Annotated in this window: 8 protein-coding genes; 1 reads left to right on the top strand and 7 read right to left on the bottom strand. The window is 69.2% G+C overall.

Annotated elements, in window-relative coordinates; genetic code table 11:
* The first annotated feature begins 141 nt into the window (after nt 1-141).
* On the top strand, nt 142-1,785 hold the full coding sequence (locus tag ACWDY5_RS26140; protein ID WP_449724806.1) for a CocE/NonD family hydrolase: 1,644 nt from the start codon (nt 142-144) through the stop codon (nt 1,783-1,785).
* A gap of 20 nt (nt 1,786-1,805) precedes the next feature.
* Here ACWDY5_RS26140 and nhaA read toward each other — a convergent pair whose 3' ends face one another.
* The 7 genes from nhaA to ACWDY5_RS26105 form a co-directional block, all read right to left on the bottom strand.
* Nucleotides 1,806-3,095, bottom strand: a complete 1,290-nt coding sequence (gene nhaA, locus ACWDY5_RS26135) for a Na+/H+ antiporter NhaA (protein ID WP_449724805.1) — start codon at nt 3,093-3,095, stop codon at nt 1,806-1,808.
* A 189-nt stretch (nt 3,096-3,284) separates the two neighbouring features.
* Nucleotides 3,285-4,013 (bottom strand): spermidine synthase, encoded by a 729-nt coding sequence (locus tag ACWDY5_RS26130; protein WP_449724804.1) that lies wholly within the window; start codon nt 4,011-4,013, stop codon nt 3,285-3,287.
* Nucleotides 4,014-4,087: 74 nt separating this feature from the next.
* The gene (locus tag ACWDY5_RS26125) at nt 4,088-7,249 is read right to left on the bottom strand and encodes an RICIN domain-containing protein (protein ID WP_449724803.1); all 3,162 of its coding nucleotides are present in this window, start codon (nt 7,247-7,249) and stop codon (nt 4,088-4,090) included.
* A 198-nt stretch (nt 7,250-7,447) separates the two neighbouring features.
* Nucleotides 7,448-9,250, bottom strand: a complete 1,803-nt coding sequence (locus tag ACWDY5_RS26120; protein WP_449724802.1) for a family 43 glycosylhydrolase — start codon at nt 9,248-9,250, stop codon at nt 7,448-7,450.
* 43 nt (nt 9,251-9,293) lie between these two features.
* Complete coding sequence (locus ACWDY5_RS26115) at nt 9,294-10,601, bottom strand: right-handed parallel beta-helix repeat-containing protein (protein ID WP_449724801.1); 1,308 nt, start codon at nt 10,599-10,601, stop codon at nt 9,294-9,296.
* 46 nt (nt 10,602-10,647) lie between these two features.
* Nucleotides 10,648-12,444, bottom strand: a complete 1,797-nt coding sequence (locus ACWDY5_RS26110; RefSeq protein WP_449724800.1) for a rhamnogalacturonan lyase family protein — start codon at nt 12,442-12,444, stop codon at nt 10,648-10,650.
* Between the two features lie 44 nt (nt 12,445-12,488).
* The gene (locus tag ACWDY5_RS26105; RefSeq protein WP_449724799.1) at nt 12,489-15,215 is read right to left on the bottom strand and encodes an exo-rhamnogalacturonan lyase family protein; all 2,727 of its coding nucleotides are present in this window, start codon (nt 15,213-15,215) and stop codon (nt 12,489-12,491) included.
* Nucleotides 15,216-15,404 lie beyond the last annotated feature (189 nt).

Genomic DNA, 15,404 nt, shown 5'->3' with positions numbered 1-15,404 from the left:
TCCAGGGCGCCGCGGATCGAACCAGCAGAACTTCCGCACTCTTCAGAAAGTTCCGAACTTCCGCTACGGTGGCTTCCGGTGTGCCGGGAAGTCTGGTCGGCGTTGCCCTGACCCTTGTCCCGGAAGGACTTCAAGCACACCATGACCGTTCTCAGCCGCGTGCTCGGCCTGCGCCCCGCCTGTCCCCACCGCGTGGTCATCCAGCGTGCCCTGGAGATTCCCATGGCCGACGGCGTGGTGCTACTGGCCGACCGCTACTACCCGCCCGATCGTCCCGACGCGCCGCTGGTGCTCATCCGCAGCCCCTATGGCCGGGGCAGCGCCAACGACCTGGCCGCCGGTCTCATCGTCGAACGCGGGTACCAGGTGCTGCTGCAGAGCCTGCGCGGCACCGGCGGCTCCGGTGGGAACTTCGACGGGTTCACCATGCACCAGCCGGACGGTCCGTCCACTGTGGACTGGCTGCGCCGGCAGCCCTGGTTTCCCGGGATGTTCGCCACCTGGGGCGCCAGCTACCTCGGCTACGCCCAGTGGGAGCTCGCGGCGACGCCGGTCCCGGAGTGGAAGGCCGCGATCATCCAGGACGCGCCATCGGAGTTCTACCACGGCTTCATGTATCCCGGCGGCGCCTTCGCCCTGGGCAACGCGCTGGCCTGGGTGCAGCTGACCGAGACCATGTTCAACTCCGGCGGCTCACTGTGGCGTCAGCTCGCCGGGCAGCTGACCGGCGGCCGCGCCCTGGCCCGTGCGGTGGACGCGCTGCCGGTGCGCGAGGCCGATCACGCGATCGCCGGACGCCGAGTGCGGCACTTCCAGCAGTGGATCACCCACGAGACCTTCGACGAGTACTGGGCAGGCATGGACCACCGGGCCAACGTGGCGAACATGCCGCCGCTGGTGCACCTGGCCGGCGGCTGGCACGACTTCTTCCTGCCCGGCATGCTCGCCGACCACGCCGCACTGCGGGCCACTGGCCGCCGGGTCCGGTTGCTGATCGGCCCCTGGGGACACGGCAAGGGCTCACTGACCCGGCACTACCTGCGCGAGGCATTGTCCACTCTGGACACCGCGTTCACCGGAGCCGACCACCTGCCGCCCGCCCCGGTCGCGCTGCACCTCGGCGGCGCGGACCGGTGGGTCACCCACGCCGACTGGCCGCCACCGCACCAGCCCACCAGCTGGTACCTGCACCCGCACGGCGGCCTGCGCACCGAACCCGCGCCGGAGTCCGATCCCTCGACCTACCACTACAACCCGGCCGACCCCACGCCGAGCCTGGGCGGCACGATCGTCGGACTGCGCCCCGGCCCCAAGGACAACCGGCCGCTGGAGGCCCGCGCGGACGTGCTGACCTTCACCAGCCCCGCGCTCACCGAGGACCTCACCATCGCCGGGCCGGTCACCGCGACCCTGCACGTGCGCTCCAGCAACGCCTGCACCGACTTCTGGGTGCGGCTGTGCGACGTCCATCCCCGCGGCCGCTCGACCAACCTCTGCGACGGCCTGCTGCGCCTGCGCCCCGGCGATCCGGCAGCCGACAAGCACGGGGTGCGCACCGTCCACATCAGACTGTGGCCGGTCGGGCACGTCTTCCGGCGGGGCCACCGCATCCGGGTCCAGGTCACCAGCGGCGCCCACCCCCGGCACATCCGCAACCCCGGCACCGGCGAACCGCTGGCCGAGACGACCACGCTGCGCCCGGCCGAGCAGCAGATCCTGCACGATCCCGGCCACCCGTCCACGGTGGTGCTGCCGGTGGCCGGCGGCCTTGGCGCCCAACACTGAGCTTCGCCCCGGGCCGGGCGCTACCTGTCGTTGTCGTGCACGTCGGGGATGCCGTCGGAGTCGGAGTCGACCTCCTCGGCCGCGCAGATCCGCCGGTGCGCCCGGTTGCGGGCCCGCAGCACCATCGTGGCCAGCAGCGCGGCCAGGATCGACCCGGCGAGGATGGCGACCTTGGTGCTCTCCGCGTGCGCGGTGCCGTCGAAGGCTAGCTCGCCGATCAGCAGCGAGACGGTGAACCCGATCCCGCCCAGCAGGGCCAAGCCGATCACGTCCACCCAGGACAGGTCGTCGTCGAGTTCGGCGCGGGTGAACCGGGAGACCAGGAAGGTCGCCAGGGTGATGCCGACGACCTTGCCCAGCACCAGCCCGCCCATGATGCCCAGGGCCACCCGGTCGGACAGCGAGGTGAGCAGGCCGTCCAGGCCGCCGAGGGTGACCCCGGCGGCGAAGAAGGCGAACACCGGCACCACCACCGCGGCCGAGATCGGCCGGAACCGGCGCTCGAAGTGCTCGGCCAGCCCAGGCCCCTCGCCACAGCGGCGGATGACCGGCACGGTGAAGGCCAGCAGCACCCCGGCCACGGTGGCGTGCACCCCGGAAGCGTGCACCAGCGCCCAGGTCACCGCGGCCAGCGGCAGCAACAACCACCACGAGCGCACCCGACGCTGCACCAGGAAACCGAACAGGGCCAACGGGATCAGCGCGAGCAGCAGCGGCCCAGTGGACAACTCACCGGTGTAGCAGACGGCGATGATCACGATCGCGATCAGGTCGTCCACCACCGCCAGGGTGAGCAGGAACGTGCGCAGCGCCGAGGGCAGGTTGTGCCCGATCACCGCCAGCACGGCCAGGGCGAAGGCGATGTCGGTCGCGGTCGGGACCGCCCAGCCGCGCAGGGCCGAGGCGTCACCCAGATTGGTCACGGTGAAGATCAGGGCCGGGGTGAGCACGCCGCCGACCGCGGCCGCGACCGGGACCGCGGCCCGCCGTGGGTCCCGCAGGTCCCCGGCGACGAACTCGCGTTTGAGCTCCAGCCCGGCCACGAAGAAGAAGATCGCCAGCAGGCCGTCGGCGGCCCAGGCGTGCAGGGGCAGGTCCAGGTGCAGGGCGGCCGGGCCGAACTTGATCTCGCGCAGGGCCGCATAGGACTCCGCCCACGGCGAGTTCGCCCAGACCAGGGCGAGTACCGCGCCGACGAGCAACAGCGCCCCGCCCACGGTCTCCTTGCGGAGGATCTCCCGGACCCGTTCGACCTCTGGCCAGGATGCTCGGCTGAACACGCGGACATGGCGGCTGGTGCCGTCGGACATGGAACTCCCCGGCGTGGACGTGCTGGCTCGACGGTGAACACAGCTCGCCGACCAGACTTCCCGGCACACCGCGCGGCACAGCCTCGATGACCAGCACCTTAACCGGACCACTCGGCCACCGCACACCACGACGAGGTGAACTGATCGAACCTGTGCAGAGCCTGGCGGTCGTGCCGGGACGGCGAAAGATCAGCAGGCGCCAGGGGCCTTCCTCGCGAGGTACACCGTGTTGGCCGATTCGCGGTCCTGGAACGGGTTCGGGAAGTTGACGATCTTGGCTGCCACGTCCACGAAGCTCTGGCCGAGCACGGCGGTGAACTCATCGTCCGGCGGATCGTTCGACCACAGCGCGAACACCCCGCCGGGGTGCAGTCGATCAGCGATACGCCGCAGGCCATCGGGCTGGTAGAAGTCGGCGTTGCCGGCATGCAGCAGATGACGCGGCGAGTGGTCGATGTCGACGATGACGGCATGCCACAGCCGTCCGGGAACGCCCAGGTCGATTCCGGCCGGGGATCGCGTCATCGCGAAGAAGTCGCCGTGCACCAGTTCGCACCGCGAGTCGGCCGTGATCTCCGCTCCGGCCGGGATCAGCCCTCGCTGGTGCCACCCGATCACCTCGGGCAGCGCGTCGACGACGAACAGGGAACGCACGTTCGGGTTCTCCAGCACCGCCTTGGCGGTGCAGCCGAGCCCGAGTCCGCCCACCAGCACGTCAAGAGGCTGCTCCGGCAGCTCCGCCAGCGCCAGGTGCGCCAGCTCCACCTCGGCGACGGTGAACAAGCTCGACATCAGGAACTCGTCGTTGAGCTTGATCTCGTAGACCTCACGGTCCACGGCGGGATCCCACCGGCGGCGCAGCATGAGCACACCCAACGAGGTCTCACACCACTCGAGCACCTGAAAACGCGAGCTCAACTGTCTCCTTCGCAACGCGGGGGCCTGAGGCTACCCGGTGCCCGCGATCAGCCGCTCCGGCCCCGCCGCCGCGCCTAGCCGACAACCGCGACCGCGTCGACGACCAGGGTGCCGCTGCGCACCTTGATCTGCACGTCGTGTTCGCCGGCGGGAAGCCCGCGAAGGGTGAAGGCCTGGTAGAACTCGGTCGATGCCCTCGTGCGGGCCGCGCTGTCGACGACGCGTCCGTCGACGGTCACCTCGAGCACCGCCGAACCGTTGTTGGGCCCGGTGATGTCAAGCCCGGTTCCCCTGAAGGTGTAGCTCAGCGTCGCGCCGGGTCCCTGGTTCGTGGACAGCGTCCGCTGGTAGTTGTACATGCTCTTGCCGCTCTCGTGGGCCCACGGTCCGCCGTAGACGAGCTTGGTGGCAGGCGCGGCTGCCAGGTCGTGCATCTCCAGGTTGTCCAGCAGCTCGGCGTAGTACGGCGCGAAGCCGTCGAGCGTGCGCACCCGGAGGTTGTCGAACCTGGTGTGGTAGTAGCCGCTGCCGATCTCGACGCGGCCGGAGAGCTTGGCAGCCGGATCGGTGTGCCGGGCGAGCGTCACCCCGTCGAGTGAAGCGGTCACCTCACTGCCTGCGGCCTTGAGGGCGAGCCTGTGCCATGCGTTGTGGGCCGCGTTGAAACCCGGAACTCGCACCCCGCCCGCACCGCTGACCACATTGCCGCTGGCTGCCACGGTGTTGTTGACGATCAGCTGCCAGCCGCCGTCGAAGGTGAACTTCAGCTTGTAGGGCGCGCCGGCATCGCCTTGCTGCTGCCGGACCCCGAGGACGGCGTAGTTGGCGCCACTCTGGAGACCGTTGTTCTCGAACGAGACGTCGACGCCGGCCTCGTAGTTCAGCCACCGGCCGTCGCCGATCCGGGTGACCGGGTCGCCGCCGTTCCACGCGCCGCCAAGCCCGTTGATCGCCCGATCGAGCTGCTGGCGGAGGACGTAGCCGGTGGACCCGTCCGGACGATGGGCCTCGAAAGCGCCGTTGCGATCGCTGGCGTACAACGGAATCGCGCTCTTCGATCCGCCGCGGGAGGCGACGAAGTCCTCGCTCCCCACGATCGCGCCGCCGGCCCCGATCACCGGAACGCGCTTGCCGGTGTAGTCGAAGTCGTCCGCGTACAAGGTGTCGTCCTGGGTGTGGTGACCCGAACCGGACGCGTCCGTGTCCAGCACAGTGCGCGCACCCTCCACCGGCAGCTGCGCGTGGTACGCCGGGTTCGTGTGCCGTGCCAGCGTCGTCACGGTGACCACCGAGTACGGCTTGACCTTGACGGTGTACCCGCCGTCGGCGCCTGCGGTGACGTTGCCGAGGTACTTCAGGTAGCCGGCGTTGAACGCCTGTCCCCGGTCGGCCGCACGCGTCTCCCACGTTTCCAGTGCGGGCGCACCGGTGTAGGCCATGTTGGCGGTGCTGATGCGGTAGGTCTGCGGGTACTCGCTGTCGTTCATGAAGACCGTCGAGAAGTTCCGCTTGTCCGGCGCGGCCAGCGTCAGGTAGCTGGGGGTGCCGTTGCGCCCGTTGACCGGGTTCGTGCCCGCGGCCCCGGTGCGGCTGGCCTGCGGCACGGCTCGCCAGATGCCCTCGGTGTTGCCCGGGTTCTCCCAGCCGGTCTTGGCGAACCAGCTGAAGTGCCGCAGGATGTGGATGCCCGCGTCGTAGTGGAGCCAGCCCGACCACGGGTCCCGTGCGCTGACCAGTTCCTTGAAACCGTACTGCTCGCCTTCGTAGAAGGAACCGACGGCCGGCTGGTAGATGAAGTTCGTCCGGTTGGAGTTGGTGAAGCCCTTGATGATCGTGTTGCCCATCTCCAGCGCGCTGTACGTGCCGCCGATGCCGGTCCCCGGGACGGACGGGTCCTTGGTGTTGTTGTTGGGGCGGAAGGCCGAGTTGCCGAAGGTGGCCTGCGCCTCGCTGTTCCAGACCTCCTTGTCGAACACCTGCGCCAGGCGCTTGAAGTTCCCCGCGCTGTCGTCGTCGGGGTTGTAGTGGTACCCGGCGACCGCGACGGCCTCGCGCAGGCTGGCGTCGCTCACCATCGCCCCGCCGAAGCTGCCCAGTCCGGCCTCGTCCGAGATCACCACCTGGATGCGGTTGTACAGTGCCCGCTCGGCGGCGCTGGCGAAGCCCGCGGTGTCCGTCCTGACCAGGCCGGCGTACCGCTTGCTCCAGGCCAGGTCCGCCGTGTGCTCGTTGAGGCCCGGGTTGACGTAGTCGACCATGAACCCATAGGTGCGGTATGCCTCGAGAATCGACTTCTTGTACCAGGTGTAGATCTTGTCGTTGTTGTTCGCCCACGCGGGGGCGTTCCAGCGCAGCATGCTCACCTTGAGCCTTGGGTTGACCTTCTTGGCGTCGGCCGCGAGCTGGAATCCCTGATGCCGCTTGACGTTCGGCGTCTCACTCGCCAACCGCATGGTGGCCGGATCGGGTCCGGTGGAGTTGTTCCGGTCGTTGCCCATCTCGACCTTCACGTTCGTCAGGACCGGGCTCGGGCCGCCGAACAAGGTCTGGAGCAGCTCCGCGTACTTGGCCGGGTGCTGGGACTTGTAGTCCATCAGCAGCTCGCTCGTGCCGTTCGCACTGAGCAGGCCGAACCCCTTGAAGGTGAGGCCGTTGACGTTGCCGGCCTTGATGTCGCTGCCGTCGAGCACGACCCGGTGGTCCGTCTCGGACACGGTCCACTGCTGGGCGGAGCCGCTGCTGGCGCCGTACTGCTTGAGGTCCGCGCCGTCCTCTGTTCGCCCGGCGCCGTCCAGGTACAGCCCGGTCGCCCGGTTCCTGAACTTGACCGGGCCACCGGCGGCTTCTTGGGTCCACTGCTGGCTGTGGTCGGCGGAGCCGCTCCGCTGGCCACAGACGGACCCGTCGGCGGTGCGGCCCATGCCGTCGAGGTACAGCCCCGTGGCCCGGTTCTTGATCCGGACGTGGGTTCCGGCCGGTTCGATCGTCCACAGCTGGTTGTCGCTGCCGGATCTCGCGTACTGGCCCGCGTTGGCGCCCTCGGTCGTGCGACCGGCGCCGTCGATGAGCTTGCCGGTGGCGCGGTTGCTCATCGTGACCGGTGCCGAGGCGTCCTCGGCCAGGCTCGCAGGCGGGTTGACCAGCGCCCCGAACAGCACGGACGCCAGGAACAGCGCGGACAGCGACAGCGCGCACAGAACCTTGCGGGCGCGAGCCAGAGCGGGTGGGCGATGCACAGCAGGTCTCCTGTCGGCCAGCGGACGGACCTAGGGTTAGGAAAGCGCTTGCATTCCACTGGCGCAAGGGTTTCGGCCGCGCTCGTCCCGGTACGGCCCCGTTTCGACAGGAGTTCGTCGAACGTCACTTCGATTCGACACCCCGTCGCGCGGCAGGACTTCCACCCCGGCGCCGGTGGCCGGGGTGGAAGTCACCCGCTAGTTCTTGACGAGTCCCAGGGCGTCGACGAAGAGGTAGCCGTTGCCACCGGCCGCCCGGACGGTGACGGTGGCGGTGCCCGCGGTCAGCGGGATGCCCGTGAGCTCGCGACGGGTCCAGCCGCCCGATGCCGGCACGTTGAGCGTGCGCGAGTTGCCGCCGGCGTCGGTGACCGTCACCTGTGCGGCGCTGAGCGAACCAGAGGTCTTGGCGGACAAGGAGAGTGTGTAGGTGCCGGTCGGCACGGTGACCCGCTGCCGCACCCCGCCGGCGAAGGACTGGGCAGCCCCCACTCGCAGCCCGAAGCGACTTCCGTTCGCACCACCGTTGACGTTGGTCACGAGCGAGCTCGGCCCGGACTCCCGGAAGTTCGTCCACCCCGTCACGTTGGACACGATGATCCGGTCGGCCTGGAAGTCGGGGTTGAGGACGTAGTTGTTCCGTGGCCCGACCCGCCACTCCCCGGTCGTGACGTTGAACTCCCACTGGCTCACCGAGTGGAACTGGGGCCGCGCGCCGGTCTTGGTGATCGGCACCCACTGGTTGTACCCGATGCCGTTCCAGGCGAAGTCGGCCCACCGGTCACCCGCGTAGATCACCGTGCTCTGCTTGGTTCCCTTGACCGTCACGAAGAACCCGGTCTGGGTCACGTGGCTGTAGTCCATCTCGGTGCCGGCCAGGGTGTACTCGCCGGTGTAGCGACCCTGGACGTTGCTGGTGGTCGACTCCATGACGTGGTTGACCGAGGTGTTCCAGCCGTGCAGGTCCGAGGCCGCGTGGTAGTACTTGCCGTCGAGCTTGAACATGGCGTTGCCCTCGCGGCCCGAGGAGTTGGTGCCGATCAGCACGCCGGGCTCGATCCGCAGCGAGTCGGACTCCCGGAACTTGGCCACGAAGGCGCGAGACCGTCCTTCGCGGTTGGAGAAGATCAGGTAGTCCTTGCCGTCGTCGTCGGTGAAGACGGTCTGGTCCCCGGTGCCCGTGGTGGGCGAGTTGGTGATCTGGGTCTGGAAGTAGCCGTAGTCGAAGGTGTCGGTCGGCGAGTCGCCCTGCAGCAGCAGAACGCCGTGCCCGCCCCGGCCGGTGTGCCACATCTGCGTGGCCAGCACGTACTTGCCGGTGTTCTCGTTGTACGTGACACCGAGCCGCCCGACCCAGCCCGCACCACCCATGTTGGCGCCGCTGCCGACGCCGGTGGCACGCGTGGCGACCCGGTTCTCGAACTTCCAGTTCACCAGGTCCTTCGAGGAGTACACGGGGATCGAGACGAACCTGACGTCGCCGTCGTACTTCCTGGTCGGGTTGGCCCGGTAGAGCTCGGCGCCGGCGTAGTGCACGCCGTACCAGTAGTAGGTGTCACCGAACTTGAAGACGCCGCCGCCCTGCGAGTAGATCGGGTTGCCGCTGGTGTCGTTCCAGAAGGTGTTGTTCGTGATCGTCTGGAACGTGCCCTCGTCAACGGACTTCAGCTCGGCGGCGGCGGTCATCAGCGCCGTCTTCGCGCTGGCGACCTCCGAGGTAGTGGCCGACCGGTTGCCCGCGACACCGGCCGCGGTGGTCAACGCCTTGGCGAAGGGCGCCCAGGAGTCAGCCGTGTACTTCGACGGAACGCGGGTCTGATAGTCGGAGACCAGGAACTCAAGGCCGCGTTCCACCGCCGGTCCGGCCGCGGCGTCCTGGTCCTGGATTTCTGTCGCCGATAGCTGGCTTGCCTGTGTCTGGGCCGCCGGCGCCTCCGCCACAGCGGTGCTCGCGATGAGCGGAACCGCCAGCACCACGGACAACAGTGCGGTGGCGGACAACTTCCAGTACTTCGAAGCGACACGCGATGTTTGCCTCAAGATGTCACCTTCCATCGTTCTCGAAGGCGCCGAGATCCGGCGCACTCCCGCTGAAGGGCAGTCCCACGTTGGTGCCCTTGTCGGCCAGGGCGCTGCCGGCCGCAAGGCGGAGATGTGGCAGCACGGGCAGGCTGCCGTCGGCTTGCCGGGCCACGTCCCAGCCGGCGGTCGACACGCTCCGGAACTGCGCGTCCGACAACGGAACGCCGAGGCTCCAGGAGTTGTGCGAAGCCGTCGTGCCGTTCATGTTCGCCAGCAGCGTGCCGGTGTAGGCGATGTTGTTGCGCAGGTTGCCCCGGCCCACGGAAGCACCGCTGGAGTTGATTCCCCGCATGTCGAAGTCGGGGCGGTTCCCATAGCTGGTGTTGTTGAAGTAGTCGTTGGCCACCGGGTGGTGGTTGGAGTAGAAACCCGCCGCCTTGTTGAGGAACGCCACGGAGAAGCGGACGGTGTGCTTCACCGCCCCGGCGTCGTACTCGCGGCCGAAGCCACCCACCTTGAAACCGGCTCCGTTGCCCGCACTCGTCGTCGTCCCCGGCACGTACCCGTTGCGCCAGGCCCACGAACTCTCGATGAGCACGGGCGAGTAGGTGGAGATGAGGTCGAACCCGTCATCGGCGTTCCACCACGCGCGGCAACCCCGGAACACGTTCGCGGGGCGGCCGGCCGGCGTGTAGTGCGAACCGAACCCGTCGGCGTTCTCGCCTGGCTTGTCACTGCTGCGCAGGTCGTAGTTGTCATGCGAGTCCGAGTTGAGGACGAGGTTGCCGCCCCCACCGCTGATGAACAGGCCGGTGCCCATGTGGTGGTGGGTGTTGATCTGCTCGAAGGTGTTGTTGCTGCCGGAGATCCAGAGCCCCCAGGACTCGGCGTTCCGGTTGTTGTTCTGCGGTACGCCGGTGACCTCCAGTCCTTTGAGGTGGATCCAGTTGCCGGTGACGCTGAAGCCCTTGATGCGGCAGTTGTCCGTCATGCGCGAGAAGTCGAAGACCGGCTTCTCACCCGGGTGGGCGAAGTAGCGGATCGGGTTGCCCGAGCTGCCGCTCTTGTTCAGGGCGATCGCGTCGACTCTGGCGGTCTGGCTCGCGCAGGCGCTGTTCGCGCGGGTGTAGGCGTACCTGCCGCCGCGGAAGTACACCGTGTCACCCGCCTTGGCAAAGGTTTGCGCACGAGCGATCGATGCCCACGGGGCGGCCTGGGTGCCCGCTGCGGCGTCATTGCCGTTCGGGGCCACGTAGTAGACGTTCCCGGCCGCCGCACCGCTCGCGGATGCCGGGCCGGCGACCAGCACAAGCGGGGCCGCGGTGATCACCGGGAGCAGGAGGGCACGGGTCATGAACTTCGCCGTTCGCACAGCGTCACCTGCCTGGGTAAGTGATGTTCGGCCTGGGCGGACGGCTCATGCCGGCGCCGAGGAAGTAGTCGACGTGGTGGGACTGCAGGTACCCCTTGAGCGTCATGGCGTTGCGGTAGGCGGGGTTGTGCGCCAGCGTGTACAGCCTTGTGCTCGTGGGGTGGTTGGTGGTGAAGATGATCAGCTCGTTGTGCCGCGCGTTGGTGTAGACGGCTTCCTCGCGCCAGTCGCCGAGGATGTCGCCGTAGAAGGTGGGCTGGACGTCCTGGCTCGCGTCGACCGCGCCGTAGCTCGAAGTGGTGAGCAGCCGCCGCAGGCCGTTGGTGGGCGTGGGGTTGTCCGGGTCCCACTTCTCGAACTTGCCGTCGTTGAGCAGTTCCATCGTCAGGTCGCCGTCCCACCACAGGCCCAGTTGCGGCCACGGCCGCAGTGCGGTGTTCGGTTCGGTGAGGCGGTTGGCGGGTGCGTTGTAGAGGCCGGAGAAGGACCAGACCTCCATGCCGGGGAACCGCGGGTCGATGTCGCCTGCCATGCCGCGTCCCACGTCGGCGGTGCCGGAGGCGGAGTGTCGCCAGATGATGGCGCCGTTGCCGGCGTCGTAGTAGTACTCGCGCAGACCGCTGGGGTTGTTCTGCTGGACGCCATAGCCCTGTAGGCCTGGACGGCTGGGGTCCATCTTGGCGATGTGGAAGCGGTCACCGTGCACGACGCCCGCCGGGCCAAGGGAGTACCGCAGGGTGCCGTCTCCGTTGACGTCGATGACGCGGGTGTTGTGCCCGTCGGGTGTGTTCTGGTTGCCGCGCAACCACTTCCACTGCTGGGTCAGCGACTGGCCGGTGAACTGCCAGGCGCCCATCATGAGGTTGAACGCCCCGTTGCCGATCCGGTTCTTCATGAAGGCGACCAGGCTGGGCCGCGAGCCGTCGAGGTGGCCCACGCCGAACCGGGCGTACATCGGGCCGTCGCGCAGGTGGTCCGCCGGCACCGGAGCCATGGCGCGGGGCGCGCCGGTCATGCCGTCCAGGATCGCGATGAACTGGCGGTTGTTGTCGCTGTTGGTGAACGTGGCGCCGTTGCCGAAGCGGACGCCGTTGGCGATCCGCACCGCGACCTCGGCGCGGCCGTCGCCGTCGAAGTCGTAGACGGTGACGCCGTCGTTGTGACCGACGTTGATCGTGGACGACCCGCCCTCGATGTTGTTCTGGTTGGTGCTGTTCGGTCCCAGGTTGACCGACCAGAGGAACTGCCCGTCGCGCCGGTATGCCTCGAGTGTCTGCGGCGAGGTCTGGCGATCCAGGACGTAGTCGTACTCGCCGTCGCCGTCGAGGTCGCCGACCCAGACGAACTTCACCGGTCCGCCGGCGCGCAGCGGCACGCGGACGACCGGCTCGACGGCGTGGTTGGCGGTCAGGGTGACGGCGCCGCTCGGTGGCTGTTCCGCGCCGTTGACCACGGGTCGCACCCGGTAGCTGTTCGACCGGGCCAGGTCCGCGGTCGAGTCGGTGAAGTTGGCGCCTCCGGTCAGCACCGCGGAGTTGAGCTTGACCTCTTGGCCGCCGGCAGTGGAGCGGTACACGTTGAACCCGATGCCGTCCGGGTCGAGCCCCAGCAGCCGCCAGGAGACCAGCACAGCGCTGTTGCTCGACCGCACGGCCACGACGCCGCGGCCGAGGTTCTCCATCGGTCTGGCGGCCGCCGCCACGACGCCGTCCGGCGGCGCCGCATTGACCGTGGCAGCCGCTGTCGGGGACAGCAGGACGACCACGGCCACGGCTGTCGAGACCTTTGTGGACAGTTTCATGAATCCTCCCTGTGCAGGGTCAGGGCGGGGGCAGGGGTGCGGGGTCAGGGCAGGTGATCGCCGACCAGCGCCAGGCACTGGATCGCGGCCAGGCCGTACTGTGCGCTGGCGTTGGTGGAGACGAAGCTCGCCTCGTCCACCGGTTTGAGCACGGCCGGGCCTTCGACCCGCACCGAGCGCCAGGGAGCGTTGCGTGGATAGCCCGCGTGGCCCGCGTGGAACTCCTGCCACGCCCTGGCGGCCAGCGTGGCGTCGCCGGTCTTCGCCGCGGCGAACGCGGTGAGCCGGGAGTGGGCCTGCCGCAGGTTCAGGCTGCCGAAGGACTGACCGGTCTCGGCCTTCTGCTCCTCGGCCGTGGCGTTGTACAGCCGGCAGTACTGCAACCAGGCACGGGTGAACTCCGGGATGTCGAGCAGGCCGACGAGCTCGCTACAGATCTCGACCAGGCCGAACACCGCGCCGAGCGCGCCGACGGAGACGGCCGGTTTCGCCGGTGCGAAGGCTCCGGTGTCCAGGTCGTAGAGTCCGCTGCCCTGGACGAAGCCATTGGGCAGCGCCCCGATGCTGCGCGCGCCGGCCAGCAGCTTGCGCAGCGCGACCGGGTCCCCGCCGCGCTCCCACTCGGTGAGGAAGGCGGCGGCCAGACCGCTCCAGTCGGTGCCGAGGGAGACCGACAGCGCGTGCGGATCCGGTTCGTACGGCTCGGACCGGATCTTGCGGATCGGATCCAGGACGAGGAACGTGCGGTCGCCGTCGACGAGGTCGCGCATCAGGTCGCCAACCCGCTCGTCGGCGGTGAGGAAGTAGAAGATCCGGCGGTACGCGGCGGTGCTGATGCGCAGCTGCTTGGCGCTGTCGGCCCAGTGCTGCACACCGTGCCGGGTGCCGAGGTCGCGCCACTTGCCCAGGTGGTAGACGTCCACCTCGCCGGTGTGCCGGGTCATCGCCTCGGCGAACCGGAACACCTCGGCGCGCCCGGATCGCAGGTACTGGTACCACAGCCACAGATCCGGCGAGAGTTCCGAGTTGTCCCAGGCGTACCCGCCGATGTCGTAGCGCCACACGTGCCGGTCCGGGTCGTAGCTGTGCATGATGTCGCCGTAGTTCCAGAACCCGTACCAGCCGCGCTGCTCGACCTGGTCGCGGTGGTGGTCGAAGAGGAAGTCCAGCCGGTCCTCGATCTCCCGCCGTGCCGGGGTGCCGCGGTCGACCGGGCTCCAGTCGCCGAAGACGCCGGCGCTGTGCAGGTGCGCCGGTGGGGCGACGATCAACGGTGGCGTGCGGGTGGCCGCGGCCAGCTGGGCGAACCGCTCGGCCGACGGCGTGGCCCCCAGTGCCCAGAACGACAGCTCGGTGGTGCGGGCGATCCCGTACGGCGTGCCGAAGCCGGGTTCGTAGTCCTCGTAGGTGATCTCCAGCCCTTCCAGCTGTTCGGGGTAGGTGTCCTGGCCCATCCCGTCGTGGTAGAAGCGCAGGTCCATCGGAGTGGCCTCGGGCGAGTAGAGCCAGACCGTCACCTCCGCGGCCGCCCCGGCCGCGCCGCGGATGTCCAGCTGCGCGGGGTGCAGCTGCCAGAAGTCGCGCATGCCGAAGGCGAACCCGCCGCTGATCCCGCCGACGTAGCCCAGGCCGGCGGCCCGGCGGCCGGAGTCCACCTGGATCCAGCCGTGGCCGGCGCGGGTGCGCTTGCGGATGTCGAAGCAGCCGTCGGACAACTGCCGCAGGCTGTAGTCTCCCCAGGCCGGGACGTACGAGAGCCGGCCACTCACCCGGGTGTCCCAAGTGGACAGTGCAGGGGTCGCCCGTCCGGCGACCTGCGCCTGCCGCACCGCCGCGCCGGGGTCGCGGCGCAGACCGGTGATGCCCCGGACGGCCTCGCTGAGCACGCCGTCGCCGTCCCCGGCGAACCGCACGTGCCGGTCGTGCGGCTGGTCGGTCATCGGCACCTGGAAGCGGACGCCGAGGCCGGCGATGAAGTCCTTCTTCTCGTCGCCGTCGAAGATGAAGGTGTGCACCATCCGGATGCCGTCGCTGCCGGCGTAGAGGTACAGCCGGATGGTGAAGGGCAGCCACTCCCGGCGGCCCCGGTCGGCGCGGTGCGCTCCCTCGACCCGCACCACAGCGCGGACCGGGCCACGTTGTTCGACGGTCACCGCCCGGATCTCGGCGGTGAACCGCTCGGTGCGCACCACCTCGGGCGCGTCGTCCGCGGTGTCCTTGCGCAGGCAGACCAGCGTGCCGCCGGTGGCGATGGTCCGGTCCCCCCTGGAGATCGAGGGCACCAGGACCCGCCCGCGGCGGGCGATCCGGCAGCGGATGACGCCGGTGTCGACCTCGATCGCCGCGTCGTTCTCGGTGATCCGCAACGGGGCCGTGGGCGCCGCGGGCTTTCCCTTGCGCAGCAGATACTCCCGCGCGGGCCTGACCTCCGTGCCGATCGCGTGCGCGGTCCACTTGACCGTGCCGTCCGGCCAGAACCCGATCGGCCAGGACTGCACCGGCACGGCCTGGCCGGTCGCGGTGGTCAGGGACAGCTCGCTGCCCACGGGCAGGGAGCCCCGTGGCCACGGCACTCCCCAGGTGGTGCCGACAACGGCCTGGGGTGCCTCGCTTTCCAGCCAGCGCAGGGACACCCCCGCTTCCGCCGCGGGGATCGGCGCGGGTGGCTCACCGCCCGGTGCGGTGGCGGCCTGCCAGGGTGCGCGCAGACCGCTGGCCGCACCGGTGATCGCGGCGCCGAGCAGCAGCGCACGGCGGGACAGTTCGGGCATCGTCGCCCTCCACCAGAGGTGATGTTAAAACGTTTACTATCGCTGAGCAGCGAACCAAGGAGTTCTTGATCAAGTCAATATCCGCCGCCGTGTTCTGACTTGACAAAACTGGACGTTCGTCGCGTCAAGCCGGAGCCCAGCGCGGCTGGCCTGCGAACGACACCAGCGGCACTGGGGTATAACTGGTTC

The sequence above is a fragment of the Crossiella sp. NPDC003009 genome (assembly GCF_053591555.1).
This window is presented reverse-complemented; position numbering and strand designations above follow the sequence as displayed.